Raw genomic sequence first — 26,328 nt, forward strand, 5'->3', positions numbered from 1 at the left:
ATTGTAATGATTTAGATAGGTGTTAAAAACACTAACTGGAAACAGTGCTGACTTTCAATTGGTCTTTAATCGTGAGATAGACGTGTAAAGCAATCAAATAACTAACCCTAAGGGAGAATTCACTTCCCTTAGGGGGGTGGATTTCTTCTGTTGGGTGATTATCAATAGGAGAAAAGCAAGATGAGTACGGCATTTGTTGTACCTGCGTTCTCCCATCAGGCGCATAGTTGGCATACCATTAATTGGTATTCAATTGAGCTTCAGGTGAGAGGGCTACAAGTACGGATCGCGAAGGCGACTAAGCAACAGCAGTGGCGTAGGGTGAAAACTTTACAACGTATGTTGGTGCGCTCGTTTGCAGCTAAATGTTTAGCCGTTAAACGGGTAACTGAAAATCGAGGCAAAAGGACTGCCGGTGTAGATAAGGAGTTATGGAGTACGCCTGATGGTAAATGGCAGGCTATTTTTCGATTAAAACGGCATGGGTATAAACCTAAGCCATTGCGGAGGATATACATTCCAAAGAGTAACGGTAAACGTCGCCCTTTAGGAATACCGACCATGCTAGATAGGGCTATGCAGGCGTTATACCTGTTAGCACTTGAACCTGTGTCGGAAACCACCGCAGATCGTAATAGCTATGGCTTTCGACCTATGCGCTCAACGGCTGATGCGATAGAACAATGTTTTGTCAATTTAAGTCGTAAAAGCTCAGCAGAATGGGTGCTTGAGGGAGATATCAAAGGTTGCTTTGATAACATCAGTCATGACTGGTTACTTGCCAATGTAGTGTTGGATAAACAAGTACTTGGAAAGTGGTTGAAATCGGGATTTATTGAATTCGGTAAGTTAAACCCAACGAAAGCGGGTACACCACAAGGAGGTATTATTTCTCCTGTGTTGGCTAATTTGGCGCTTGATGGATTGGAAGAAGTGTTATATGACCACTTTGGGAAGAAAAACACGAAAGCCGCCTACAAGACTAAGGTCAATTATGTGAGGTATGCAGATGACTTTATTATAACGGGAATCTCGAAAGAGCTACTTGAAAATGAAGTTAAGCCATTAGTTAAAGCCTTTATGGCTGATCGAGGGCTTACGTTGTCACCAGAGAAAACGGTTATAACGCATATAAATGAAGGGTTTGATTTTCTCGGACAAAATTTACGTAAATATAGCAATGGCAAGATGTTAATCAAGCCGAGCCGTAAAAGCGTAAAGAGTGTTCTTGGGAAGGTTCGCGATATAGTTAAAGGGCAAAAGACAACTACAGCAGGATTGCTTATTTGTCAGTTGAATCCAATTCTTCGGGGTTGGGCTAACTACCATCGTCATATCGTGGCGAAGGAAACCTTTAATTATGTTGACTATCGAGTTTGGAAACTATTGTGGCAGTGGTGCCGTCGACGACATAATAATCGTCAAAAGCGTTGGATTAAAGCTAAATACTTTAAATCAGTAGGGCCACGAAACTGGACGTTTTCGGGTATTATTCCTGACAATAAATTAGTTAGGTTGATGTACACAAAAGATATACCGATAAAGCGACACATTAAAATGAAAGCGGACGCAAATCCGTATGACTTAGCATTTGAGGAATACTTCGAAAAGCGCCAAGAGCGAGTTTGGAGAGATTCAATGCAAGGTAAACGTATTTTGTTAATGCTTTGGCTCAGACAGCAGCAATGTTGTGCTATGTGCCGTCACCGAATTACTAAAACAACAGGATGGAATATCCATCATATTGTTGAACGGGTAAAAGGTGGTGGTAATGAACTGAGTAACTTAGTGTTGTTGCATCCTAATTGTCATCGGCAATTGCATTGTACTATTTGAACGAGGTTTATTGATTTATGAGCTTTAATCACCATGTACTAATGTGGAGATTAATAATAATGAAATAAATGGAGGACGAATATATGGGTAGTCACAAACACCATATGGAATTGATGGATTCAGTTGCTGAGCTAGCAATCGAAGCAGGAATATTGGAGAAATGTGAAATTCATGAAGTAATATTCCAAAATGGTGGCGACATAACAGATGCTTATAAGTTAGCTAACTCAAAATACTCTAAAGGTGAAACCTATGGTTTTAATTCTAGAGGAGAGTTAACTGATGCTATAAAAGAAGTTATGGAATCATCAGATTATGCTGGCGATTGCTGCGAGCGTTGCTATGAAAATATGGGCTGAACATTTTAATAAGTAAAGCTCATAAGTTCGCTGGTCTATACTTAGGTACTGACTTATAAAGGCTTGAGCCGTATGCGGGGAAACTCGCACGTACGGTTCTTAGGGGAGGGGTGAACAGTAATGTTCGCTCCTTACCCGACATTTTACTTGTTTAAATCAGTGATAACCGCGTTACTTTACAACTCGTTTAAGAGAGACTAAACGTCGTTGTAAAGTGCCTTGTTCTAACATGATTTACTCTACGTAAAATACAGTAAACACTCATTGTTGCTTACTTTGTACTTAAACTCTAAAAACTCACTTCGGTGAGTTTTTTGTTTTTGATTGGTTAAATCATTCTTAAGTGATCAAATTCTAGTGGCGTTACTTTACAACTCGTTTAAGAGAGACTAAACGTCGTTGTAAAGTGCCTTGTTCTAACATGATTTACTCTACGTAAAATACAGTAAACACTCATTGTTGCTTACTTTGTACTTAAACGCTAAAACTCACTTCGGTGAGTTTTTTTGTTTTTGATTGGTTAAATCATTCTTAAGTGATCAAATTCTAGTGGCGTTACTTTACAACTCGTTTAAGAAAGACTAAACGTCGTTGTAAAGTGCCTTGCCTATATGGATGTAGGTACTTAGGTTAAGTCAGGAACAAGTAACCTGTGTTCTAACCTGATTTACCCTGCGTAGAATACATTAGATACTCATTGTTGTTTACTTTGAATAGAAGTATTAAAAAACCCAAGAGCGCGGAATTTGGTTGTTTTAATGCCTTAGTAAACTAAATATCTAGTCCTCATGTTCTATTTTTATTTTGATACTCAACTTTTCCAAACTTGAATTATGTGTATATCATGCGCATAATACAACCATTGATGATTGGAGCGTTTATTATGAATATTACTTTAGGTAAAGAATTCGAGCGAAGAATTACTGAAAAGGTAGCTGATGGTTTATATACCTCAGCCAGTGAAGTGATCCGTGATGGTTTGAGGCTATTATTTGAGAAAGACGTTGCTAAAAACCAGCAACTAGAAATATTACGAGAAGAAGTCGCTAAAGGCTTCGAACAGCTAACTGCAGGCGAATCGTCAAAGCACAGTGTAATGGAAATATTTGAACAAGCTTCCCTATCAGTCACTAGCAAGTCAGCGAGCGATAATACCGATGCCTAGCTATAGGTTATCTCCTTTAGCTGAAGCCGATTTATTCAAAATAATTTCATCAACTATTGAATCTTGGGGAAGTACACAGGCAAAGGTGTATGCTCAAACTATCGATGCAGCCTTATTGAAGTTAGCTCAATACCCTGACTTCGGCAGGGAAAGAAATGATGTTTATAATGGCGCTAAAAGCTTTCCTGTAGAGAAGCATATCGTCTTTTATCAAAGTAGTGAAAATGGTATTGATGTTGCCCGTATTCTTCATCAGCGTATGGATCCCTCCAAACACTTTTAATTCATAAAAATTATTCCAATAAAATTCAATTGGTTAACGTTAGTACTATAACTAGGGCATCAGGTGGGGTATCAGTAATTATTCCCATGCAAGTAATTCAATTGAAACATATGCTTAAATTCTATATGGGTGGAATAATGTAATTTTACTTGTCTAAACTTTTGATTTCATCGTTGCTTTGTCGTTCGTTTACGAGAGACTAAACTTCACGACAAAGCGCCTTGAACTAAACTGTTTATCCTACGTAAAATACAGTAAACACTCATTGTTGCTTACTTTGTACGTAAACTTTAAAAACTCACTTCGGTGAGTTTTTTGTTTTAATATATCTATTACTTCTTAGCGAATGTTTTAAAATACACAACTTAGATTATATGCTGAAGACTCCCCACAAGTATTGTATATTAAAAGAAGCACTGCTTTATCAGCAAACACTTAGTCTGCTTGGCTCAAGTACCAAAATGAACAATCATATTCACGTATGTTCATCAGGATTGATGAACAAAGCGATGTAGGGCATGACGGTACAGGATGCACCTTATAAGACAATGCAGGAGTACAATTGCCCTGATGCCTGTTCAGCGCTGTTAGGTCGAAGATATGATTTTTTAAGTTTTAAGATGCTTAGCGAAGTATTAAATAAAATATTAACTAACTTTTCTAATAAACATTTGGCAGTTTAGCATTTACTCTTTACAATCTTTCTCGGAGTAAATCCCGCATATATAGATTAACTTTCCATTGATCAGATACAGGTACTTGCGAGTGAGCAAGCATGGGCATGTAAGGAGCAGGTCCAAACTCTGGGGTAATCGTCATGCTAGTAATGCCTTTGTTTAGCTGTGACTGAATAATACTTTTCCACCAGCCGACGTAAATATTTACTAAGTCATGCCATTCAGGGGCTGAGGGGTCATTTACTTGAGGACCTTCTTCAAAACCTATACGGGCATGAATATGAGAACTTTTACTTATAAGTTGATCTACCATTAACTTTTGTTGTGGCGCATCTAATCGAGATTCTGTAACGGTAAGCCAATGAGAAAGATCCGCTGTATAGGCTAAATCTGGGCTATTCCATAGTTACACTAGGAGAATAGCTAAAGCGACCTCTGTGTAGCTCATGAGCTATTTTTACCCCGCGTTTAGCACTTAATTCCTCAGCCATGTCAATCAGCTCTATGTTTTCTGCCATGGTGAAGTAATCTTTCCCAGTTTGGCAATTAATAAACCTTGGATTGACATCCATAGCGTTATTTAAGTATTGATAAAATAAATCTTTATGTTCTTCAAAATTACTGGCTTGGCCTGCCTCAACTTGTTGGGCAATTAGTTCTAATCCCATAGATAAACAACCATCTAATATTTCCTGTTTTAGCTTAGGATTATTTGGTATGGTCATTTCAACACCGTCATAACCGTCTGCTTTAACTCGTTGAAAAAATTCACTATAGCTAAGATCTTCACAGCCCCACTTAGGGCAAAAGTATTGTATTTTCATTAGTTGTATATTCTTTATTTGTGATTGTTAATTTGAAATTACTGGTTGTAACTGGTTGCACAGGGCTAACTGTTACAGCCAATTTATATTGAGTTATTAATCTGTTTTAAATAAGCAATGCCGGTTGATTAACATCAAACTGTAAGGGAAAAATTTACAGCTATTATTTGAGGTTAACTTCTTTTTTCTTTTAAAGTATTAACAGCTATGTTTAACCTAGTTAACCAGCGTAAAATACCAATAGGTTTACTTGATTAATTACAGTACTTATACTTATTAAGATACGTTGCAACATATCACAATATTAGATCTTATACAGCATTGTTTTCAAAACAATTAAATAACCACAAAACTTAATGAGCAATGAATACCAATTAGCTTGAATGAACCTTTAATCGCTTTTAAGAAATGATTCTGAAAACTTCACGACTCAAAAAATGAAACTAGATATTGTTTTTTAGATGAGTTTAAAACCATATATCCTAAGAAAATACATTAAACAGTTACTCTTTGTTTTTTGTTAGGGAAGAAGAGTTTTAAATAGTGGGTTATGCAATATTGTATTGAACTTTACCGTTGATGGCGTAGAGACTGATCTGGGTTACTTAAGAGGTAACACTAATTTATTTATACGTGATATTGATAATTTGATCAGGTTTGTTCCTGCTGGTAGAGGTGGTTCATACGAAAACCTATTGAAAGCAAAATCAAAGGGAGTTCAAGGAGCGATAGGGTGGACATCACTTGAAGCCTTTACTGAATTAGATCTTAATGTAACCTATATAGACTTTAGAAATACAACCACAGGTCAATTAGGATCAGGCAGCCGAGTCCCCAATGAGCCTTACTTTTATTCTAACTTTAGCATGAGACTAAACTGGGACGATGTAATTTTTGGATTAGATCAATTAAGTTTAAGTTGGCATAGCCGTTATGTGGAAGAGTTTAGTCTTATCTATGATAATTTAATTGCTTTAAATGCTGAGAGGGAAATTGTACCTTCACAATTTAGTCATGCTGCTGCGTTAACTTATAGTACAGATATTTATGATACATCTGCGACAATGAGCCTTGAAATTCAGAACTTAACCGATGAAAAATTTTATGATTTTTACGGGGTTCAACGTCCTGGACGCGCCTTAAATGCTAAAATAGTTTTAAACTTTTAATTATTTTAAATACTTATCTATTTAACTTAAACAAACGCTATTGTAACTTACTCGGGACTTAAGCATGAAAAATTTGTTTCAGTGAGTTTTTCATGCTCGAGCAATTTATTTAAAGTAATATCTCTAAATCAACCTATTTCAGGACGAGACAGAGAGGCGGAATATTATATGCCAAGCTTAGAATTTTGCTGAAACGCTTTAGGTGTAATACCTACTTGTTGTTTAAATACGGTTGAAAAATAAGCTGAATTATTAAAGCCAACATCATAGGCTGTTTCAGTTATCGATTGCGTTAATAATAAAGATTTTGCTTTACCTATTCTAACATCGGTAAGGTATTGATTTATAGTTTTTGAGGTAACGGTTTTAAATGTTTTCATTATATGTGAGCGACTTGCGCCTACTACAGAAATCACATCATTAATACTAATGTTGCTATCGTAATGCCCTAAAATATATTGCTTAATACTATCTATCAGTGCAGCGTCGGCTTCGTTTTGAGGCTCCTTATTCTTAAGCTGTGATAATAAATAGGCTTGTTCAAAGATAATATTATCAATATCTTCAATTGATGGTGCCTTTTCTATGTTTTGGCCTTGTTGTTCAAGTTGTTGTAATAAACTTTTTATATTGTTATTTACAGTATTACCTTGAAAAATGACAGAATCAAACAGCATAAAAAGTATTTCTTTCGCTCTTATTTGGTATGTATCTACTTGGTTTTGAGTAAATGTTTTTAACGCGGCTAATAAATTATCCGTTCGCTGTTTTATAAACCCTGTACTATGCGTAAAAACTGCTTCAAGTAACGCCTCTCGATCTCTAAAGGGATACGATTCATTTAACTTATCAGGATAATATTCAGTAAAGCTAGTTTTAGCTGATGCAGAGAATTGTGCTTGTGCTAATGCTCGTTGATATTGACTATGTTGATGCAGCTTTTGATGGGTAAGTAGAATATCTCGATATACCGCCCACCCCCAAACTAAGGCAGTTAAGCTACTCCCTGCATAATATATTTCCCACTGTTTAAAAATATTACCAATGCACATAAAAAAACATAACGTTAATACGCCGTATATATGTACCACTACATACTTGTCGAGTTTTTTCTGCAACATAATAATACTAGGGATAATTAACAGTAGCGTAATTAAAACAGCTTGAGAATAATAAGCCAGCTCAGGGTTAATTCGCTCTATTTGCAGTAGTTCAGGTAATGTCTGCTGATTCATTGAATTTTGACTTATAGCGTATAACGGCATTGTTAATACAAAAAATATTGACCACATAAAACCAAATACAAAAGGCAATATTATCATGGCTTTAGATATAACTACTTTTGACTGTGTTAATAAACCTAAGAGTAAACAAGGAACACCAATAGCGAAGAGTAGTATGTTCCTCGTTATATCATAGGCATGTTTGATGCTGTCTACCTGCATCATATTAATAAGTGGTCCAAGTAAAAATATAATAAAGCAAACGATAAAGGTAGCGTAATAAGGATACGAAGTGCCCAATCTAAACCGGGCTAAGGTAAAGTAAATTAGCACCATTAAAAATATATTGGCAGATCCAAAAGGAATAACGCCGCGGAACATTATGTTCCAACTTATTTCATCGATAATCATAACTGCCTGTAAAAAGAAGAGTAGTTTACGACTAAAACTATAGAGTGAATTGATATAGCAAATCAACTGATTGTTAACAATAAAGATTATTTTAAAGATATTTATGGATGATTTTGAAAGGAATTAATAATAAATAGTATTAAGGTTTTAGTCTTACTTTAGTAATTGAATTATTTTATATAAGGCTGACCAGATGAAAATTATTACGCCCTTTACACGTTGGATAACGTGCTTAATTCTCCCTGTTATTTTTGTTCAATCTGCTTTTTCAGCAGATAAACCAAACATACTCTTAATCATATCTGATGATGCAGGTTACCATGACTTTGGGTTCCAAGGGAGCCAAACTATGATAACGCCAACACTTGATGCACTATCAAAACAGAGTATTAACTTTACGCAAGCTTATGTTACTGCAGCGGTTTGTGGCCCTTCACGAGCGGGATTATTTACAGGTAAATACCAACAAAGGTTTGGCTTTGAGGAAAATAATGTTCCTGGTTTTATGAGCGAATCTGGGAAAACTGGTGATGAAATGGGCTTGCCACTTAATGAACTAACTATAGCCAATTATCTGAAAAATTATGGTTATCAAACGGCTCTATTTGGTAAGTGGCATTTAGGTGACCATGATAAATATCACCCACTTAAGCGTGGTTTTGATTACTTTTACGGTATGCGCACAGGTGCTCGTAGTTATTTTTCTTACTCACCAGAAGAATTAAAACAAAAAGAAAATAAAAGTGCTCGTTTAGAAAGAGGTTTTGGTCATTTTGCAGAACATCAAGGTTATTTAACTGATGTGTTAGCAGACGAAACCAATGCGTTTATTGAAAGCAGTGTTAACGCATCTAAACCTTTCTTTTCGGTTTTATCATTCACGGCAGTACACGCACCTATGGAAGCAAAAAAAGAAGATTTAGCATTGTTTCCGCAATTATCGGGTACGCGAAAAGTATTAGCGGCAATGACTGTCGCTATGGATAGATCCATTGATAAAGTATTAACAACACTTGAAAGATTAAACATTACTGATAACACGATTGTTGTTTTTATTAACGATAATGGTGGGCCATCTGATCAGAACGCTTCTAATAACTACCCTTTGAGCGGTACAAAAGCGAACCATTTAGAAGGTGGTATACGTATACCTATGCTGCTTAAGTGGCCATCAAAAATTAAAACAGCGGGAGAATATAAAATGCCCGTAAGCGCGTTAGATTTATTACCTACCTTTATTGCGGCAGCTGCCGGTGATGTAAATATACTTAAAAATATTGATGGCGTTAATCTTCTACCTTATATCAATAATGAAAACTTAAATCGTCCTCATCAAACACTCTATTGGAAAAAAGAAAACAGAGCCGCCATACGTGATGGTGACTGGAAACTGCTTCGTTTTCCCGACAGACCAGCAGAACTGTATAACCTGACAATAGACGTTGGCGAAAAAGATAACTTAGCTTCTATGAACCCTGAAAAAGTAAAACTACTTTTTAAGCAGTTATTTGAATGGGAATTACAACTTGAACGTCCTTTATGGCAATTAAAGCGCAAATATGAAGGCAGTGCTATGCAACGAATGGATAAATTCAGGCATCACAAAAAAGATTAATACATCAGTTTCTTAATATATTAAAACCAATAATCATTACATGAGAAAGAATATGCGTATAAAAATTAATGTTATCAACACCATTATAAAACTGCTGTGTTTATCAGTCTCTTTTACTGTGTTAAATGTGCAAGCGGCTGATGAACGGCCTAATATAATCGTTATATTGGCAGACGACTTAGGCTATAACGATTTGGGTTTTACGGGTTCAAAACAAATAAAAACGCCTAATATTGATCAACTTGCTAATAACGGAATCACTTTCACTAATGGCTATGTAACACACCCTTATTGTGGACCTTCTCGTGCAGGTTTAATTACTGGACGTTATCAAGCAAGATTTGGTATGGAAAACAATGTAACCTATGCCCCTGAAGATAAATATATGGGGTTACCGTTAGATCAAATAACATTTGCTAAACGTTTACAGCAAACAGGGTATAAAACCTCTATTTTTGGTAAATGGCATTTGGGGGGAGCAACACATTTTCAACCGAACAATCGTGGGTTTGACTATTTTTATGGATTTTTAGATGGCGGTCATATGTATATGCCCGGTGAAGTTACCGTAGGTGGCGAGGGGTATAAACTGCCTTTAATGCGAAATACTGATGTTGCTGAGTTTAACGAATACTTAACTACAGCATTGAGTAAAGATGCTGCTAAATACATTGAACATAGCAGCAAAACACCGTTTTTAATGTACTTAGCATACAACGCTCCACATGGGCCTTTACAAGCACCGCAGGCGTATATTGATAAATATAAACATATAAAGAATAAGGAACGTCGTATTTATGCCGCTATGGTAGACGCCATGGATGAAGGTGTTGGTATAGTCGTTGATGCGCTTAAACAACAAGATAAATTAGATAACACCTTAATATTTTTCTTATCTGATAATGGTGGCGTTTACCCTGAAGAATGGTTACCTGATCACAATTGGGCAAATAATTTTCCGTTTAGACGAGGTAAAGTTGCCTTACTGGAAGGAGGAATTCACGTACCCTTTATAGCGCATTGGCCAAATCAAATAGCTAAAGGACAAACGTTTGATGGGTTAGTCTCATCACTTGATATTGCTGCAACGTCAGTTGCACTAGCAGGTGCAAATGACGATGAATTAGACGGCGTAAATTTGGTGCCTTATGTGACCGGTCAAGATCATTCAAGCCCACATAAAGCACTTTTCTGGCGTTTAGAAGAAGCATCACACATTTATGCTGTTCGTACTCCAGAAGCCAAATACATGAACCAGTCTTTACCAGGTGTAGGTAGAAGTTATTTTGATATGATCGCCGACCCTTATGAGTCAACTAACTTAGTTGATAAACATCCTGAAAAACAGGATGAGCTTGCCAAATTGTGGAACCAGTGGAACAGTAAAAATATCAATAATCTCCTGCATCAATCATGGGAGTATGACAAAGTTAAAAGTGACTTCTACGAAGCGTTACACTTGAAAAATGTCAAAGAAGCACAAGAAACTGAAATTTATACTATTGAGTAAGCGCATGTAAGATGCTTTTAATTTATTAAAAGAAAGACTTATTAAACTGAGCTCAGGTTAATGAAGGTAAGTAAGGATATTTACCTTCATTTTCTACTTAAATGAATATTTATAAAATAAATTACTATAATAAGTACTTACACATATAAAAGTGTAGGATTAAAACCGGTATTCAAAGCCTAAAGCAGTATGCTTTAAATCTGTTGAAAAATTAGTGTCACTATTTACGCTTTCGGCATCTAAATCACTATCATATACGGTGTAATCAACCTTAACTGTCCAGTCTTCATTGAGGTGATAACTAGCGCCAACACCTGCAAATAAGCCTTCATCAGAAGAGCTTTGATTCACATCAACTACCGAATAATCTGTTTCGTACCATAATTGACCACCACGAGCGTAAACACTAATATTATTAGTTACGGGTAAGCCTACTTTTAAACCGAGTGTATAACCATCGGTATTCGCTTTTGCTAAATCATTACCGTATTCACCAAAATCAATAAAACTACCTTCAATAGCTAAATATTTATTTAGTCCATAACCGGTAAATATTTGGTATGCAGCTTTATTTTCGTCAAAATCATTATCACTCTCCACACGTAAATAACCGTAGCTAGCACCAAGGTATAAACCGCTCGTGTCAACTTCAGAGTTGTTCGCTATAGCTTGAGTATTGTAAGTTAAAAAACTCGCGCTAATCAGTGAACTTAATAATATCGTTTTTTTCATAACATACTCCATTATTGTTTATTGGTATTCATACTGAATGTAATTATCCAGGTATATGTGAATATACAAATAGTACGCCAATAAAAAAACACCAATAAAATCAATGTCTTTTTGTTTTTTTATGGAGTTAGTTAATCAATTTATGAAATATTTATATTGCATCATGAAAAGTTTACATGGTGTTTACGTTCTATTTACACTTTTGCCTTTAAGGAGCATGTGAACGCTTTAGCGAGTAAAAGCTAATCGTTTTGCAACGTCCATAGATTCAATGACCTTTTTACCATCAAACACTTGCTTACCATTAACCCATGTTCCTTGAATACTTGAAGTAAACGTATGTTGATGAAAAGGAGTCCAACCACAAAGGTAACGACAGTTTTCATGACTTACATGTGTAGGTTGGTTTGTGTCAACTAGGACGAAATCTGCAAAGTAGCCTTCTCGAATATAACCGCGATCTTTAATTGCATAACGTTTAGCTGGGTTGTGAGCCGTCTTTTCAACCACTTGGGTTAAGCTCAAGCGTTGATGGTGAACATGATCAAACAAACTTAATAAGGCGTGCTCAACTAGCGGTAAACCCGCAGGGGCTTGGTTATAATCTAGTTGTTTTTCTTGCCATGTATGCGGTGCATGATCAGTAGCGATAATGTCTATTTGATTAGTATGAAGTGCTTTTATTAAAGCATCTCTATCGGCCGTAGACTTAATGGAAGGATTACACTTTATTAAATTACCCGAGCGTGCGTAATCGTTTTCGCTAAACCAAAGGTGATGAACACAAGCTTCAGCTGTAATATGTTTTGTCTCAATGTCACCTGCTTCAAATAAGCTCAACTCTTTTGCTGTAGTAATATGTAATACATGTAATTGACTGTGATATTTCTTCGCTAATGAAACGGCGTAAGATGATGAGACATAACATGCATGTTCGTCTCTTATTTTTGGGTGATCAGAAATTGTTGGTACATAGCCTTGAGACGTCATTAACTCAAGGTTATTTTCGATTACAGGACCACTTTCGCAGTGCGTAACAATAAGTGTTGGGCTTTCACGAAAAATAGCTTCTAACGCGATAGGGTTTTCAACTAATAAGTTACCGGTAGAAGCGCCCATAAACACTTTAACACCGCAATGTCGTTTTGGGTCTAATAACTTAATTTGTTCAAGGTTATCTTCAGTAGCACCAAGGTAAAATGAATAGTTTGCTAAAGAATGTTCTTTGGCAATAGCAAACTTTCTTTCTAATATTTCAATGGTGGTTGTTGCTGGATTTACATTAGGCATTTCCATATAACTGGTAATGCCACCGGCAACAGCAGCACGTGACTCAATGGCAATTGTGCCTTTGTGGGTAAGTCCAGGCTCTCTAAAGTGAACTTGATCGTCAATCATGCCGGGTAATAAATATTTTCCCTGTGCGTCAACTACGATGTCTTCTGGCTGAGCTGAAATATGCTTATCAATAGTTTCGAACCGTTGATCTTTGACTCTTATATCGCTTTCAAAAACCTTACCTTCATTAATAATTTGTGCATTTTTAATTAGTATTGTTTGACTCATGTAATGACTTCTCCTTTAATCGTTTTCTCGGTTATAACTTCTCAAGTTGTGGCTTCACCAGAAACCGTTACTTTTGAATGTTCTAGGTCGACATTTAGATAGAAACAGTTGGGACGCCCTGTATGGCAGGCTGCACCAACTTGTGTTACTTGACATAAAACAACATCGCCATCGCAGTCGAAAGACATGCTAATAAGCGTTTGAGTATGGCCGCTACTTTCTCCTTTTATCCAAAGCTTTTCTCGGCTTCTGGACCAATAAGTCATTCGCTTAGTTATTATTGTTTGGCATAGAGAGTCCTTGCTCATCCATGCAAACATTAATATCTCTTTGCTTGTTGCATCTTGAGTGATAACAGGAATTAAACCTTGCTCATTAAAAGCAAGTTGTTCAATTACCTCTGTTAACTCAATAGGTAAGTTAACATCATGTGTTTCAAGTTTTTGAAAATAGGTACGTTGCATTCTTATTCGGTCCGTTTTCGTATTTTTCTGGGTAGATGTAGCTTTGTCATATTACTTATGCTTTATTTTTACTTGCCGATAGTAAACAAGGCGCTTAAGCGCTTTCCTCCCAAGTAGGAAATGGATCAGACAAAGTAGACCAATATTTTTGCCCTTGTAATAATTCGTCTTCTGATAATAAACAAAGATCTAAGGCTTCAGTCATTAGGGCTTTATCCAGTTTTTGACCAATAAAGACGAGTTCTTGTCGCATATCGCCAAAAGGTTCAATCCATTTTTTATTGATTTCGGTAAGAGACTCTTCATCTGTAGGCCAGCTTTCTTTTGGAACTGCTCTCCAAAACATACCAGCAAAACCATAACGGGCTACACCACCGGCTTGACTCCATTGCCCACAAAATTGAGGGCGTGAAGCTAACCAAAAATAACCCTTTGAGCGCAGTAATTTTCCGAATTGTTCAGTGTTATGAAGAAATTGATAAAATTTTTGAGGATGAAAAGGGCGGCGAGCTGTGTAGTTAAAACTACCAATGCCATATTCTTCAGTTTCTGGAATATGCTCACCACGCATTTCTTTAAGCCAACCTGGAGCTTGTGCGGCTCGTTCAAAATCAAATAAACCAGTATTTAATACGGCATCAACATCTACTTCACCTGAAGTAATTGGAATAATATTAGCGTGGGTATTAAGTGCTTTTAAAATAGCGGTAAGGCGTTCTATCTCTGCTGTTTTTACTAGGTCAGTTTTACTGATCAAAATAACATCGGCAAACTCTACTTGGTCAACTAATAAATCAGCGACACTACGTTCATCTTCTTCACCTAGAGATTCTTCAGTGTCTTGCAAGTAACGAGCTTCGTCATAATCTTTTAAAAAGTTTACAGCATCAACTACTGTTACCATGGTATCTAACCTGGCTATATTAGAGAGTGATACGCCATCTTCATCGGTAAAGGTAAAGGTTTCGGCAACGGGAAGTGGCTCTGAAATACCCGTAGACTCAATAACAAGATAATCAAAGCGGCCGTCTTTTGCTAATTTATCAACTTCTATTAAAAGATCTTCACGTAGCGTACAGCAAATACAGCCATTACTCATTTCTACTAGCTTTTCATCACTACGGTTTAATGAAACGTCGTTCTTAACAATGGCCGCATCAATGTTTATTTCACTCATATCATTTACAATAACGGCCACTTTTTTTCCTTGGCGATTATTAAGAATGTGGCTTAATACCGTTGTTTTTCCTGCACCTAAAAAACCAGAAAGTACGGTGACAGGTAATTTTTGTTTAACCATGTTATTAATTCCTACATTAAAGACTTTTCTGATATGTTATAACATATCATAATGGGGTGCTAGTTTATTATCTTAGGTGAGGGGTCGGTTATTTAACAGTAGATGGCGTAATTTAGCGGACTTGGTATAAGGTGAGTTTTTTTATTTTAAGTATTAAAAAGGGAGTAATAATACTCCCTTTTTAGTTTCTAATTGCTAGTACTAAATTATTAGTTTTTAGTTACTGCTTTTTGTATCGTTTTTTCAATTTTCACGATAACTCTACGGTTTTGTTCGTGATCCGCTTTAGTATTACCTTTAGAGATAAGATTCGTTTCACCATAACCAACAGCAGATAATCTACTCGCTGAAATACCATAGTTACGAATTAATATATCTTTAATAGCATCAGCACGTTTTTGAGATAACACTAAGTTATATTGAGCATTACCTACAGCAGAGCTGTGACCTTCAATTTCTACGTTAGTATCTTGATACTCCATCATGAAGTCAGCTAAACGTTGAATATCTGTCATCATTGCTGGTTCTACTACAGCACTATTGTTTGCAAAAGCAACATTTAAGTTAAGCTCTACAGTTTCTTCCGAATGTAAAGTACAGCCCATAGAGTCCACTTTTACGTTGGCTGGAGTATTGTTACAGTTGTCTTTTGAATCAACAACGCCATCATTGTCTTGGTCGCTCATTACAACAGCAGCGGGTGCTGCTTTAGCAGCTTGTTGAGGTTCAGTAGGCTTAGCTGCTTTTTTTGCCTTACCAAAAGCATATGTTAGGCCAATTTTGAAACCTAAATCAGTTTCACCATTGTTAACATCGCGGTAAACAACACCTTCACTATATAAAGCAAAACGATCGCTTACATCTAATTCATAACCTAAACCTAAGTTTACTGCGTTGTAACTTTTAGCATTACTAAAGTGACTCATACCGACGAAGCCATAAAGACCCGTGTCGTAAATTGAATAAAGGCCGTCAACGCTATAGCGCATACCGTTATCATTATCCCAACCATCGTTAATTTCGTAACGAGTCATAGCTACTTCAACACGAGCTCTCCAATCCTCATCAATAACTTTTGCTAAGTTTATACCTAAACCTCTACCAGCTTCAGTATAGTCCCACTCAGGAAACCATTCTTTAGCTGTTGCAGATTTTATGTATTCGCCAACTACACCTACTTCCCATGTTTTATCAATTTCTTGAGCGGCTAATGGTGAGCTTATTAAAGCTGCTAACAAAGTAATTTTAAAAACTTTCATGAATAATCCTTTTTGAGTTAAATGTAATCTATATTAAATATATACAAAATTATAACAAATGTTAAATCAAATTAATGCTAATTTTTAACAATTTATGTCAATAAATAGCAAAAACCTACGAATATATAATTTCTAAATTAACATTTGTAACCGCAGTCTATTTAAGTGCAATATTTGAGCATAACGATATCTAATAACTTATCTTGGTTTTGCAAGTCGGCCTTATTAAATTAAAACCTATAATCGATAATAAATAAGCATAGACATGTAGCTTATTTTAAATTTATTAAGCTTGGTGACTTGTGATATTTGATGGCTTTTTGACTGTAGTAAGCAATCCATTGAGTTTGTTTTTTATTTCTGTTCTTCTTTGCTCTGATTCTGTAGCGGCTTTAGCGACGCGTTGTTTTATTTTCATCAAGTGAATCGAAGATATATTATTCACTTTTGTTTGTTGCTCTTCTTTTTTCGTTAAGTGTTGTGGTAGTGCCTTATCATCAACACTTAATTCCTGTTTATTATTAGTTAAAGTACTTAAAGTTGTTTTAGAAATATCATGAGGGCTTAACGACTCTATACAGTCGATAAAGTTATTTTTCACCATAATAGCTTCAGTTAAACATAAAGTATTTACTGCCTTAACTAAATAGGAATGGTTATTTAATAGTTGCTCTAAGCTTAATGTATTGAATTCTTTGTCAGTAATATTAGGTAAAATTGCTTTGTTTTGAGGTAATAAGGTACCCAAAGTACTACGATTTTTTAATAACAGCTCAACCTCTGCACTAAGCGCTGTTACCGTTAAAGTCATATTCTCAATAACGGGTTTAAGCGCTTGTTCTGAGTAACCGTTACATAATGATAGTATTTGTTTTGGGTTCGCCAATAATGTAAACATTGTTTTCTCTTTAAATAAAGCAATTCCAATAAAACGGATAACTAATAATAGCTTGCAAATATTACAATAATATTAAAGTAGCCATACCTCAACTCGACGATTACGCTTTCTACCGTCTTCAGTGTCGTTATTAGCAATTGGTAAAGCTTCCCCCATACCTTCAACGGCAAACACCGGAATGCCTCGCGCAATAAGTGCTTGCTCAACCGACTTTGCTCGCCTTAACGATAAATTAGTGTTTCTAGCTACAGCACCAATACTGTCAGAAAAGCCCATTAAGACTATTCTATTGTTTTGGTGTTCTTCCATAAACTCAACAAGTCGTAATAAATCTCGTTTTCCTTTGTTATCAAGATCTTGAGTTGCGTAATCAAATCTAAAATTTAAAGAAAGACGTTTAGCTGCCTTTGTGTAGTATTGGTACCTTTCAGGTGCACCTTGTAACGGATACACTTGTTCAAGTTTTATATTTTGTGAAATAAGTCCTGCATTAGATACAACTTGCTGACCTTGTGTAGATAAGGCGTATTGAGCAAAATCTTTAACCATACTAGATGCTGAGGTTGGTGTATAAAAATATAAGCGTCTTGAAAGTGCATAATCTTCAGTACCTACCGTAAAACGAGTAGGGAATATAGCGTTAGTACCTTTACTTTCGGCTATGGCTAAAGCTTTGTTGTGTGACACATAGTTTAAACCGATAAAGCCAATTGCAGCTTCATTTTGCGAAACTAATGTAGATAACGTTGAACTAGACTCAAAACGTTTAGCAGTGTTAGATAGTTTTTTATTATGTTTTTTGAGAACTAAATTTTTAAAAGTATCCCATGTACCTGAATGTTCATCTCTTGCATATAATATAATAGGTAAGTTTGCGCCACCTATTTGAGACCAGTTATTAATCTCACCTGAAAATATTTTAGCTAACGTTTCACTTGTTAATTGTTTTACAGAGTTGTTTTGATTCACAATCACCGCTAAGCCGTCTAGCCCAATAATATGTTCATTACCAAGTTTATTTAAATGGCCTGTGATGTTTTTTAATGCGTTGACTTCAGTATCTTTAACTCTTCGAGAAGACATGCCAATATTAGCAGTTTTGCTTTCTAACCCCGAAAAAGCGGTACTTGAACCATGAGATTTTAATTCAATGGCGTAATGTTTGTCATCGTTCCTGTAATGTATTACGCGCTCTAGAGGACTACTTTGTGTCCAATTAAAATCATTAATACCTTGTTGTTGTAAAAAGCCTTCTAATAATAAAGGAGCTAACTTTTCTCCAATAGTATTAGAGCCATGTAGGCGGAATACTGTTTCAATTTTTGGTTGTACAGCAGGGGGGTGTTTTGTTTTTGAACTGTTTTTTTCGGTTGCTATAGGCGATACAATATTTACATGTGTATCAGGCTCAGGGGTTAACGAAGGCGTTAATATTGTAGTGTACCAAAAAATACTGGCTGCAATAATTAGCGCTAATGTCGCAGTTAATATAAGTAATAAAGGTGTTTTTTTAGTTGTTGTAGGCTCGGTTGATGCGGATTGTAATTTAGGTGAGGTTGTTGTTGCTAACCATGTGATAATTTGTGTTATTTCGTGATGAGTGAGTTGTGCTAATTCACTGATAACTAACTGGCGATAACTGACATCAGAGAGCATTTTTTCAATTGATATTTCAATATCAAATTCTTTTTGGGCAATAGTGGCTAACTGGGTAAGTTGAGTAATAAGCGGTTGGTTACTGGCTTGCCAAGATCCTGAAAATACGTTTGCCATTGAGGCTCACTCCAAGGTTAAAAAATTTGCGTAAGCTTAATCTGTAAATATTTCAGTTTGATGAAAGATAATGTTTTTTATCAACAACTAAGATAATTATTGCTCGTTATATCTAGTTAAATTATGGTGTGGTTGCTTAGGTATAAATAATATGTTCGTATCTATTTAATTTGATCTCGGTTTAAGATTATTTTAAGTTATTGAAATTATTAATAATATTGCTTAGTCTAACACTCTGGCTTGATAGTTTCTTTAAATACCTTGGTGAAATAAGCAAGGCAAACTTCGCGTCAATAGCTGCTCTATAGCAAGTAAATTTAACGATGGAAGGAAATAAACAGTTGCTAGAGAAAGATTTATTAAACCGAAATAAGGTTGTTTAATGAACTGTTGTGGCAGTATTTAATTGAATGTATTTATATACTTAATTAATTATTTAAGTCAGTATTAATGAGTTAATACATATTTAAGGATTGAACAATGAATAAAAACTTGAGTGCAGCTCTAGCGCTTATCGCTAGTTTACTGATTAGTGCGTGTGTTACTGTGCCGCAAGAGCAACATACAAATAAAAATAAATTAGCGATATCAAGTGTTCGAGATTTACCTACGTCATATTCACAAGGGGCATTGTTTTCTTTGTCGCCAACGTATGTGAAAGAAACCTCTTTAAAGCCCGCAGAAACACAAACTGTTTATAAAGAATATTCAGATGCTATTGTTGCTGATTTAACGGCACATGGTTATAAGTTGACTGAAGATACTAAAATTTCTGAGTTTCATGTTGGTTTTGGTATTGCGCTAACACATGATTTATCAGATCAAACAATTAATAAAAAATTTGGTATAACACCAGGCTTACCTGAAAATAATGAATTTAAAAAAGGTAGTTTTTTAATTTATATTGAAGATGCTCGCTCAGGAAAGAAAGTGTGGCGTGGTGCGGCACAAGGGTTTGCGCACGAACATAGTAGTAAAGAAGAAAGATATAAACGTGCTGCAATAATTGTAGAGCGAGTAATGACTCAATTTTACGTAACAAATTAACTTTTTAATGTAAAATATTTAAAGGTTAATGATTGTTGCATTATATACCCATCACACTTCAAGATGCAGATTTCAGCAAGTCGAAAAGGGGCAGGCACAAGGCATTGATATAGAGAATAGTTATTCTATTCTCTATATCAATAACGTCGTAGATGACTCTTTATCGCCTTGCCCTAATATCCTCGCTTAACTCTGAACTTGCGCCTTGAAGTGTAATGCTCAAAAACCTAAATCTTGATTGGTAATCGGTTATAACTTGTAACTCAATAAAAATAACAAAATTTTACAATATTCATTACAGAATCATGCTTTACTTAAAGTCGATTTATTGAAAACTATTTTTAAATTTAATTATTTAACCTGAACTCGCTTTAAGATTTATTAAACCGAACTCAGATTATTTATATGGTTGAGGAGTTAGAAATGAAAAAAATATTTTTACTTACCACTTTATTAATAACAAGTCTTTCATTCACAACATCGGTATTGGCGGCAAAAAGTGAAGTAACTTGGACTGATTACGAAAGCTATACTGATATAAAAGGTAGCCAAAGTCTAAGGGGCGAAAAATTTAGAGAAAGTGTTTTCAAGGCATTAGAAGGACATTTTGCTAACCTCGCCGCTGATCTTCCTGAAAACGAAACACTAAAAATAAAGGTAACTAATTTAGATTTAGCTGGCGATACTCGTATTGGCGGAATTAGCGATATTCGAGTTATCACTGAAAGATATCCACCAGCAATTAATTTTTCATATCAATTACTTGATACTAAAGGTAATAGTATTAAATCCGAAGACGTAGAGTTAAGAAATGTTGGGTATATGACAGGGAGAACATTGAAATATCGTAATAAAATTTTCGCTTACGAAAAAGAAATGCTAGACGAATGGTTTAAAAGCACATTTGAAGATTCAATTGCTAAACAATAACTATACCGTTACTCTAAATTCAATGAATAAAAGTCACTTTGGTGGCTTTTTTATTATTATCACTTCTATTTCCTTTTTAATATTTAACCTTTTTTGGTTTGAGCTTAGGGTTATCTTTTTAAGTTATTGAAATTATTGGTTATAGTATGTTTTTTTATTCTCTGGGGTGATAGTTTATTTACTTACGTTTACAAAATAACTAAGGCAAATTTCGCGTCAATACTTGGCCTATTGCAAGTAGATTTAACGATGAAGTTAGAGAAAGTAACTAACTACTAGAGAAAGATTTATTAAACCGATATTAGGTTATTTAAGTTAGTATAAAGAATACGTTAATTTTGCTAAGGAAAAGCGTAATGAAATCTACTCCACTGTTAATCAGCTTAACTCACACTATTATTATAGCTATTTTGTTTTTAACCTCTCTTTTCTACCCCAGTGTTTATGCTACGAATAGCAAACCTACTGGAGATGGCTCAGGTGTCTCTATTAAAGAAATGATTGAAACTAAAGATACGGCTGTAAAGTCGGCTGAAGTTGATAGCTCTTTAGATGAAATTAATACCATAGAAGATGAGTATGAACGAGGACAACCACGTAGTGCAGTTACTGGGTATTTGCGTGCTGCTCGTACAGGAGATTGGACCTTAGCTACGCATTATTTAGACTACCGAAATATTTCTGATACTACTTTAAGTGTAGGTAAAGAAGAGTTGGCAAGACAGTTAGCAGTCGTTTTAAACCGTACAGTGTGGATTGATTTAACAGGACTCAGTACACAGCCAGAAGGTAGGGCCAATGATAACCTTCCTTCATATCGTGAAGCTATTGGACAAGTGGAATATGAAGAGCGCACTATTGATATTTTATTGCAGAGAGTGCCTCGTTCAACAGACAGAGTAAAAATATGGAAAATATCTAACGCGACCGTTGAAAAAGTCCCTGATTTATTTAAGCGTTATTCATATACACCTTTAGGTGAGTATTTAGCGAAGGAATTACCCGCGGTAGACTTCTATGGCATTATGCTTTGGCAATGGCTGTACTTTAGTTTAATGATGCTTGTCTATTTCATTGTCGCCAAAATACTTACATGGGGTTTTTCAATAGGCTTAAATCACCTTCATAAAAATATCTCAGTTGATGTTCTAAAATTCATTAAAGGACCTGTTGCTTTAGTATTGGCGGTGATCTTAGCACGTAATTTTAGTGCTGAAGCCAATGTCACTGTTGCGCTAAGAGCTGTTACCGAAGGTAGTACGTTACTTATTATTGCTTGTTGTTGGTTGCTTTTTAGTTTTATTGATTTAATGAAAATTATATTAGCTAAGAAGTTTATTGCACAAGATAAACCACTCGCCGTTTACTTGCTTAGGCCTGCAGGTACAGTCATTAAAATCGTAATTTTCATTTTAGCCGGATTATATTGGTTAGAGAATCTAGGTTTTGATGCCTCGACGCTATTAGCTGGCTTAGGTATAGGTGGTTTAGCACTGGCTTTAGCAGCACAGAAAACAGTGGAAAACCTTATTGGTGCTATAACGTTATACACCTCAGCACCTATTAGAATAGGTGATTTTTGTCGTTTTGGTGACAGCTTAGGTGTAGTAGAAGAAATAGGTTTACGTGCGACACGTATTAGGACAATAGACAGAACAGTTATATATATTGCCAACTCTAAATTTATAGATATGAATATTGAAAATTATTCTGAACGAGAAAAATTATCATTCAAGCCTAAAATTTTATTGGCGCCTAATACCCCAAAAGAAAATGTAGACTCATTACTTCATGCGATAAAAGAGCTATTAACTAATACTGAAATTATTGATGAGGCACCGCGTAGAACGCACTTCAAAGATTATACTATTTACGGTTTAGAGTTAGATATTATGGCTTATGTCAACACCACTAATTTTGATTTGTACTTAGATACCATTAACCAAATTAATTTAGATATATTGGCTTTGTTAGCTGAGCATAACTGTAAATTACAAGTGATGTCTGATCGGCTTATAAAGTAATTTTCACAGAATTATTTCTTAATTCATGTGTTTAAGCTTTTATGTTATTTAGCAAGTTAGCTTAAACTAAGGTTGCACGTAAATGACTTAACTTATTATGGATTAAAATCAGCTAACTAGAATACTAGCTGATTTGTAGCCAGTTAAGTCGAATGATTTAATCGCTTGTTTAATTTGCGTAACTTTTTTCAAAGTTAGCGAGTACGGTGTATAGCTGCTCTATTTTTTTTACTAAATTAATTAATGTTTCTTGGTCTTTATTTGCTTGCCATTGCAGAAGATCATCAGCGACTTCTTCTACATAAGGTTGAAATGTATCAGCCGAGCTAACAAAGACTGAATCTTTGGTAAAAATAGCTTTAAAGCCTGCTTTTTTTTGTTCTCGTAAATCCGCTAAAGTAGCATCGGCGGTTAATGATTTCTTTAGAATTACAGAAATGTTTTCAATAAGTTGTTGTTCGATAGCTTTAGTCATAAATTTTTTTAATGCCGTTTTGTCGTTATTTAGTTGATAATTACTACTGTTGAGCGTAGCTAGTTAAGCGTTTCTAGTAAAGCAGTAGCTTAGGCGCATAATTATGCCAGATTGATTGGTGTTTTGTTAGCTTGTCCGGAAATTTCTCGCACTAACCTTGGCATTAAAAAGCCAGGTAAGTTAGCGAGCATTTCATTAACAATCGCCACTGCATCAACCTCAGCTACATCAAAGTGTGCTGCGCCCTGTACCGCATCAAAAAGATGTAAATAATAGGGTTGAATGCCTGTATCAAATAACACTTCACTTAACTGTGTTAATACCTTGGCGTTATCATTTACACCACGTAATAACACACTTTGATTAAATAAAGGGATCCTCGCGGTGCGCAATGGCTCAAGTGCTGTAGTTAACTCAGTGTTAATTTCATTGGGGTGATTAATATGTAATACCATCACTGCTTTTAAGCGTGTCTCTTTTAATAAATTAACGAATCTTTTGGTTACTCTATTAGGCATAACTACCGGTAAACGGCTATGGATACGTAAACGAGACACGTGCGGTATTTTCTCTACTTGGCTAATTAACCAAGCCAAATGATCGTCATTCGCCATTAGCGGATCGCCGCCACTAAAAATAACCTCATTAACCTCTTGGTGTGCAGCAATATAATCAAGAGCACCTTGCCAACGCTGTTTATTTGGGCTGTTATCTTGATATGGAAAGTGTCGACGAAAGCAATAACGGCAATTTATCGCACAACCTGCTTTTACTATCATCAATACTCGATTTTTGTATTTATGCAGTAAACCTTCTGCTACCGTATCGTGTTCGTCTAATGGATCGGCTGAGTAACCGTCAGTGTGCAAAAATTCCTCTGATAATGGCATCACTTGTTTAAGTAAAGGATCGTCAAAATCACCTTTTTGCATACGACTAATAAATGAAAGTGGTACACGCACAGGAAATAGCTTTCGTGCTTTAAAATGCTGTAAATACTCAGTAGGTGAAATATTGAGCATTTTCAATAGCAGGGCGGGGTCGGTAACTACCTCTCGTAATGATTTTTGCCATAATTTTTCATCACAAAGATGCACATCATGTTCAAATTGGGGTATTATCTGCGGTAAATCTAGTTTCAATTGAATATCTCTTTCTTGCGGCTGTAAACATTATAACGTTTATAGGGTAGGGAAGATCAAATAAATCAGTAAAGTAATTAATAAAAGAGCACTCTTAAAATGGCTAATTTCAGTACCAACCAGTTCAAAGCTGGACTTAAAATCATGCTTGATGGCGAACCTTGTAATATTCTTGAAAATGAATTAGTTAAGCCTGGTAAAGGACAAGCCTTTAACCGCGTTAAAATTCGTAAGTTAGTATCTGGTAAAGTTTTAGAAAAAACATTTAAATCTGGTGAAAGTGTAGAAGGCGCAGACGTATTAGACGTCGAGTTAGCTTATCTTTACTCAGATGGTGAGTTTTGGCATTTCATGAATAACGAAACATTTGAGCAAATTGCTGCTGACGATAAAGCAGTAGCAGATACTATTCATTGGTTGGTTGAAGGTGATATTAGTACTATTACCCTATGGAATGGCACGCCTATTTCAGTAACACCACCAAACTTTGTTGAAATTGATATTACTGAAACAGATCCTGGTTTAAAAGGTGATACAGCAGGTACTGGCGGCAAGCCAGCAACTTTAGCTACAGGGGCTGTTATTCGCGTACCTTTATTTGTACAAATTGGTGAAAAAGTACGTATTGATACACGTTCTGGTGAATATGTATCTCGTGCAACTAAAGCGCTTTAGCTGAAAATAAGTTTAAGAAAAGTTATTTATAAATAAAGGAATAATGATGATTTTTAAAAACATGTCAAAAATGATGGTTATTGGCAGTGTTGTTGGTTTGTTGGCAAGTACTGTAAGTACCGACGCTAATGCTAACTATTCACATCGTAGTGGAAAGTGGGAATCTACTTTTAAAATCAACTATGAAGACAGTGCTAGTATTGCTACAGATAAAGGTGAAACAACTAATTTAAATGGTGATTGGGGTTGGGGTTTCTCTTTAGGTTATAACTTAAACGAACATATCTTACTTAATTACGATTTTTCGGCGTCAACGCCGAGGTATAACACTACCTTAGTTTCTGATACGGGTACTTCGCTTCCAGTTACGCATTTATTAGATAAATACGATAGCCAATTTAACATCGTTTATAATGTATCAACCTCTAATTTGACCCCTTATGTACAAGCGGGCGCTGGTTGGGCTTACCTCGATAGCAATATTCCTGATGCACCACCGCAAAATGTTTGTTGGTATGATCCGTGGTGGGGGTATATTTGTGACGGTTACCAGTCAACTTATGACGATACTGCTTTTTCTTATAATGTTGCGGTCGGTATTCGTTATGAATTACCTAATTACATGTTTTTTAGAGCAAGCTATAAGCAGTCATGGATTGACTTAAAACATTCAGACACTGCTAGCTTAGGTGTTTACCAATTAGAGATCGGTTCAATATTTTAATTTCTATTTTAGAGTATAGCTCTAAGCTGTAAAAACTGTAGATCGTTAAATTATTTTAAAGATACTCATCACGGTTAACCGTATTATTCGTTTTTAAATACCCCTGTAAATAAAGTATTATTTACAGGGGTATTTTTTTGTACTCACTGTAGTGAGTTAGTCGCTATACCCATCGTTGAAATATCGCCAAAACTGACTACCCTATGAGGGTTCGTCTTATACCAAGTCCGTTAAATTACTGATCACC

At 35.6% G+C, this 26,328-nt stretch carries 24 protein-coding genes; 12 read left to right on the top strand and 12 right to left on the bottom strand.

The features are described 5' to 3' along the window. Positions 1 to 180: 180 nt before the first annotated feature. The 4 genes from ltrA (at position 181) to KO502_RS08495 (ending at position 3,643) form a co-directional block, all read left to right on the top strand. Positions 181 to 1,836 carry a group II intron reverse transcriptase/maturase gene (ltrA, locus tag KO502_RS08480; protein WP_216022149.1) on the top strand — a complete coding sequence of 552 codons (1,656 nt, stop codon included), beginning with the start codon at positions 181 to 183 and terminating at the stop codon, positions 1,834 to 1,836. 83 nt (positions 1,837 to 1,919) lie between these two features. Then, a complete protein-coding gene (locus KO502_RS08485; RefSeq protein ID WP_216022150.1) occupies positions 1,920 to 2,195 on the top strand; it encodes a hypothetical protein in 276 nt (91 codons plus the stop codon). 883 nt (positions 2,196 to 3,078) lie between these two features. Continuing rightward, positions 3,079 to 3,360, top strand: coding sequence for a type II toxin-antitoxin system ParD family antitoxin (locus KO502_RS08490; RefSeq protein ID WP_216022151.1), 282 nt, complete (start codon positions 3,079 to 3,081; stop codon positions 3,358 to 3,360). Further along, entirely contained in the window at positions 3,353 to 3,643 is a 291-nt protein-coding gene (locus tag KO502_RS08495; protein ID WP_252730652.1) for a type II toxin-antitoxin system RelE/ParE family toxin, read from the top strand. Before KO502_RS08490 ends, KO502_RS08495 begins: the two co-directional genes overlap by 8 nt. Positions 3,644 to 4,336: 693 nt before the next feature. Here KO502_RS08495 and KO502_RS08500 read toward each other — a convergent pair. Both KO502_RS08500 and KO502_RS08505 read right to left on the bottom strand, forming a co-directional pair. Further along, positions 4,337 to 4,633 carry a hypothetical protein gene (locus KO502_RS08500; RefSeq protein ID WP_216022152.1) on the bottom strand — a complete coding sequence of 99 codons (297 nt, stop codon included), beginning with the start codon at positions 4,631 to 4,633 and terminating at the stop codon, positions 4,337 to 4,339. 82 nt (positions 4,634 to 4,715) lie between these two features. Further along, the gene (locus KO502_RS08505; RefSeq protein ID WP_216022153.1) at positions 4,716 to 5,144 is read right to left on the bottom strand and encodes a hypothetical protein; all 429 of its coding nucleotides are present in this window, start codon (positions 5,142 to 5,144) and stop codon (positions 4,716 to 4,718) included. 563 nt (positions 5,145 to 5,707) lie between these two features. On the opposite strand from KO502_RS08505, the gene KO502_RS08510 reads away from it, so the two are divergent. Further along, complete coding sequence (locus KO502_RS08510) at positions 5,708 to 6,313, top strand: TonB-dependent receptor (protein WP_216022154.1); 606 nt, start codon at positions 5,708 to 5,710, stop codon at positions 6,311 to 6,313. A 164-nt stretch (positions 6,314 to 6,477) separates the two neighbouring features. Here the strand turns inward: KO502_RS08510 and KO502_RS08515 are convergent, their stop codons facing one another. Continuing rightward, positions 6,478 to 7,947 (bottom strand): AraC family transcriptional regulator, encoded by a 1,470-nt coding sequence (locus KO502_RS08515; protein WP_216022155.1) that lies wholly within the window; start codon positions 7,945 to 7,947, stop codon positions 6,478 to 6,480. 193 nt (positions 7,948 to 8,140) lie between these two features. Between KO502_RS08515 and KO502_RS08520 the strand changes: the two genes are divergently transcribed. Next, positions 8,141 to 9,562 carry a sulfatase-like hydrolase/transferase gene (locus tag KO502_RS08520; protein WP_216022156.1) on the top strand — a complete coding sequence of 474 codons (1,422 nt, stop codon included), beginning with the start codon at positions 8,141 to 8,143 and terminating at the stop codon, positions 9,560 to 9,562. A gap of 52 nt (positions 9,563 to 9,614) precedes the next feature. Beyond that, positions 9,615 to 11,072 carry a sulfatase-like hydrolase/transferase gene (locus tag KO502_RS08525; protein ID WP_252730654.1) on the top strand — a complete coding sequence of 486 codons (1,458 nt, stop codon included), beginning with the start codon at positions 9,615 to 9,617 and terminating at the stop codon, positions 11,070 to 11,072. A 159-nt stretch (positions 11,073 to 11,231) separates the two neighbouring features. Here the strand turns inward: KO502_RS08525 and KO502_RS08530 are convergent, their stop codons facing one another. The 7 genes from KO502_RS08530 to KO502_RS08560 form a co-directional block, all read right to left on the bottom strand. Then, on the bottom strand, positions 11,232 to 11,804 hold the full coding sequence (locus KO502_RS08530; protein WP_216022158.1) for a porin family protein: 573 nt from the start codon (positions 11,802 to 11,804) through the stop codon (positions 11,232 to 11,234). A 228-nt stretch (positions 11,805 to 12,032) separates the two neighbouring features. Next, positions 12,033 to 13,370, bottom strand: a complete 1,338-nt coding sequence (locus KO502_RS08535; protein ID WP_216022159.1) for a dihydroorotase — start codon at positions 13,368 to 13,370, stop codon at positions 12,033 to 12,035. A 41-nt stretch (positions 13,371 to 13,411) separates the two neighbouring features. Continuing rightward, entirely contained in the window at positions 13,412 to 13,834 is a 423-nt protein-coding gene (gene hisI, locus KO502_RS08540) for a phosphoribosyl-AMP cyclohydrolase (RefSeq protein WP_216022160.1), read from the bottom strand. 94 nt (positions 13,835 to 13,928) lie between these two features. Continuing rightward, positions 13,929 to 15,134 (bottom strand): zinc metallochaperone GTPase ZigA, encoded by a 1,206-nt coding sequence (gene zigA / locus KO502_RS08545; RefSeq protein WP_216022161.1) that lies wholly within the window; start codon positions 15,132 to 15,134, stop codon positions 13,929 to 13,931. Positions 15,135 to 15,343: 209 nt separating this feature from the next. Next, complete coding sequence (locus KO502_RS08550) at positions 15,344 to 16,393, bottom strand: OmpA family protein (RefSeq protein ID WP_216022162.1); 1,050 nt, start codon at positions 16,391 to 16,393, stop codon at positions 15,344 to 15,346. Positions 16,394 to 16,679: 286 nt separating this feature from the next. Further along, complete coding sequence (locus tag KO502_RS08555) at positions 16,680 to 17,291, bottom strand: hypothetical protein (protein ID WP_216022163.1); 612 nt, start codon at positions 17,289 to 17,291, stop codon at positions 16,680 to 16,682. A gap of 72 nt (positions 17,292 to 17,363) precedes the next feature. Next, on the bottom strand, positions 17,364 to 19,064 hold the full coding sequence (locus KO502_RS08560; protein WP_252730656.1) for a phosphate ABC transporter substrate-binding/OmpA family protein: 1,701 nt from the start codon (positions 19,062 to 19,064) through the stop codon (positions 17,364 to 17,366). Between the two features lie 480 nt (positions 19,065 to 19,544). Here KO502_RS08560 and KO502_RS08565 point away from each other — a divergent pair, with 480 nt between their 5' ends. From KO502_RS08565 to KO502_RS08575, 3 genes are all read left to right on the top strand, one after another. Continuing rightward, a complete protein-coding gene (locus tag KO502_RS08565; RefSeq protein ID WP_216022164.1) occupies positions 19,545 to 20,111 on the top strand; it encodes a DUF4136 domain-containing protein in 567 nt (188 codons plus the stop codon). A 423-nt stretch (positions 20,112 to 20,534) separates the two neighbouring features. Further along, on the top strand, positions 20,535 to 21,041 hold the full coding sequence (locus KO502_RS08570; protein WP_216022165.1) for a DUF3016 domain-containing protein: 507 nt from the start codon (positions 20,535 to 20,537) through the stop codon (positions 21,039 to 21,041). A 356-nt stretch (positions 21,042 to 21,397) separates the two neighbouring features. Next, positions 21,398 to 23,065, top strand: coding sequence for a mechanosensitive ion channel domain-containing protein (locus tag KO502_RS08575; protein WP_216022166.1), 1,668 nt, complete (start codon positions 21,398 to 21,400; stop codon positions 23,063 to 23,065). A gap of 169 nt (positions 23,066 to 23,234) precedes the next feature. Here the strand turns inward: KO502_RS08575 and KO502_RS08580 are convergent, their stop codons facing one another. Both KO502_RS08580 and epmB read right to left on the bottom strand, forming a co-directional pair. After that, complete coding sequence (locus KO502_RS08580) at positions 23,235 to 23,540, bottom strand: hypothetical protein (protein ID WP_216022167.1); 306 nt, start codon at positions 23,538 to 23,540, stop codon at positions 23,235 to 23,237. Between the two features lie 101 nt (positions 23,541 to 23,641). Next, on the bottom strand, positions 23,642 to 24,682 hold the full coding sequence (gene epmB, locus KO502_RS08585) for an EF-P beta-lysylation protein EpmB (RefSeq protein WP_216022168.1): 1,041 nt from the start codon (positions 24,680 to 24,682) through the stop codon (positions 23,642 to 23,644). 99 nt (positions 24,683 to 24,781) lie between these two features. On the opposite strand from epmB, the gene efp reads away from it, so the two are divergent. Beyond that, entirely contained in the window at positions 24,782 to 25,357 is a 576-nt protein-coding gene (gene efp, locus KO502_RS08590) for an elongation factor P (RefSeq protein ID WP_216022169.1), read from the top strand. Between the two features lie 46 nt (positions 25,358 to 25,403). Beyond that, complete coding sequence (locus KO502_RS08595; RefSeq protein ID WP_252730658.1) at positions 25,404 to 26,081, top strand: outer membrane beta-barrel protein; 678 nt, start codon at positions 25,404 to 25,406, stop codon at positions 26,079 to 26,081. Positions 26,082 to 26,328 lie beyond the last annotated feature (247 nt).

Origin of the sequence: Colwellia sp. E2M01 (assembly GCF_018860585.1) — a bacterium.
In the GTDB taxonomy this organism is placed as follows: Bacteria; Pseudomonadota; Gammaproteobacteria; order Enterobacterales; family Alteromonadaceae; genus Colwellia.

Excerpts from the sequence above, each read along its gene's own strand:
- KO502_RS08595 (WP_252730658.1), top strand. The coding sequence starts at position 25,404 with ATGATTTTTAAAAACATGTCAAAAATGATGGTTATTGGCAGTGTTGTT.
- KO502_RS08575 (WP_216022166.1), top strand. The coding sequence starts at position 21,398 with ATGAAATCTACTCCACTGTTAATCAGCTTAACTCACACTATTATTATA.
- zigA (WP_216022161.1), bottom strand. The coding sequence starts at position 15,134 with ATGGTTAAACAAAAATTACCTGTCACCGTACTTTCTGGTTTTTTAGGT.
- KO502_RS08485 (WP_216022150.1), top strand. The coding sequence starts at position 1,920 with ATGGGTAGTCACAAACACCATATGGAATTGATGGATTCAGTTGCTGAG.
- KO502_RS08505 (WP_216022153.1), bottom strand. The coding sequence starts at position 5,144 with ATGAAAATACAATACTTTTGCCCTAAGTGGGGCTGTGAAGATCTTAGC.
- KO502_RS08515 (WP_216022155.1), bottom strand. The coding sequence starts at position 7,947 with ATGATTATCGATGAAATAAGTTGGAACATAATGTTCCGCGGCGTTATT.
- efp (WP_216022169.1), top strand. The coding sequence starts at position 24,782 with ATGGCTAATTTCAGTACCAACCAGTTCAAAGCTGGACTTAAAATCATG.
- KO502_RS08495 (WP_252730652.1), top strand. The coding sequence starts at position 3,353 with ATGCCTAGCTATAGGTTATCTCCTTTAGCTGAAGCCGATTTATTCAAA.
- KO502_RS08530 (WP_216022158.1), bottom strand. The coding sequence starts at position 11,804 with ATGAAAAAAACGATATTATTAAGTTCACTGATTAGCGCGAGTTTTTTA.
- KO502_RS08520 (WP_216022156.1), top strand. The coding sequence starts at position 8,141 with ATGAAAATTATTACGCCCTTTACACGTTGGATAACGTGCTTAATTCTC.
- KO502_RS08555 (WP_216022163.1), bottom strand. The coding sequence starts at position 17,291 with ATGTTTACATTATTGGCGAACCCAAAACAAATACTATCATTATGTAAC.
- KO502_RS08580 (WP_216022167.1), bottom strand. The coding sequence starts at position 23,540 with ATGACTAAAGCTATCGAACAACAACTTATTGAAAACATTTCTGTAATT.
- KO502_RS08570 (WP_216022165.1), top strand. The coding sequence starts at position 20,535 with ATGAAAAAAATATTTTTACTTACCACTTTATTAATAACAAGTCTTTCA.
- KO502_RS08525 (WP_252730654.1), top strand. The coding sequence starts at position 9,615 with ATGCGTATAAAAATTAATGTTATCAACACCATTATAAAACTGCTGTGT.
- hisI (WP_216022160.1), bottom strand. The coding sequence starts at position 13,834 with ATGCAACGTACCTATTTTCAAAAACTTGAAACACATGATGTTAACTTA.
- KO502_RS08560 (WP_252730656.1), bottom strand. The coding sequence starts at position 19,064 with ATGGCAAACGTATTTTCAGGATCTTGGCAAGCCAGTAACCAACCGCTT.
- ltrA (WP_216022149.1), top strand. The coding sequence starts at position 181 with ATGAGTACGGCATTTGTTGTACCTGCGTTCTCCCATCAGGCGCATAGT.
- KO502_RS08565 (WP_216022164.1), top strand. The coding sequence starts at position 19,545 with ATGAATAAAAACTTGAGTGCAGCTCTAGCGCTTATCGCTAGTTTACTG.
- KO502_RS08550 (WP_216022162.1), bottom strand. The coding sequence starts at position 16,393 with ATGAAAGTTTTTAAAATTACTTTGTTAGCAGCTTTAATAAGCTCACCA.
- KO502_RS08535 (WP_216022159.1), bottom strand. The coding sequence starts at position 13,370 with ATGAGTCAAACAATACTAATTAAAAATGCACAAATTATTAATGAAGGT.
- KO502_RS08490 (WP_216022151.1), top strand. The coding sequence starts at position 3,079 with ATGAATATTACTTTAGGTAAAGAATTCGAGCGAAGAATTACTGAAAAG.
- KO502_RS08500 (WP_216022152.1), bottom strand. The coding sequence starts at position 4,633 with ATGGTAGATCAACTTATAAGTAAAAGTTCTCATATTCATGCCCGTATA.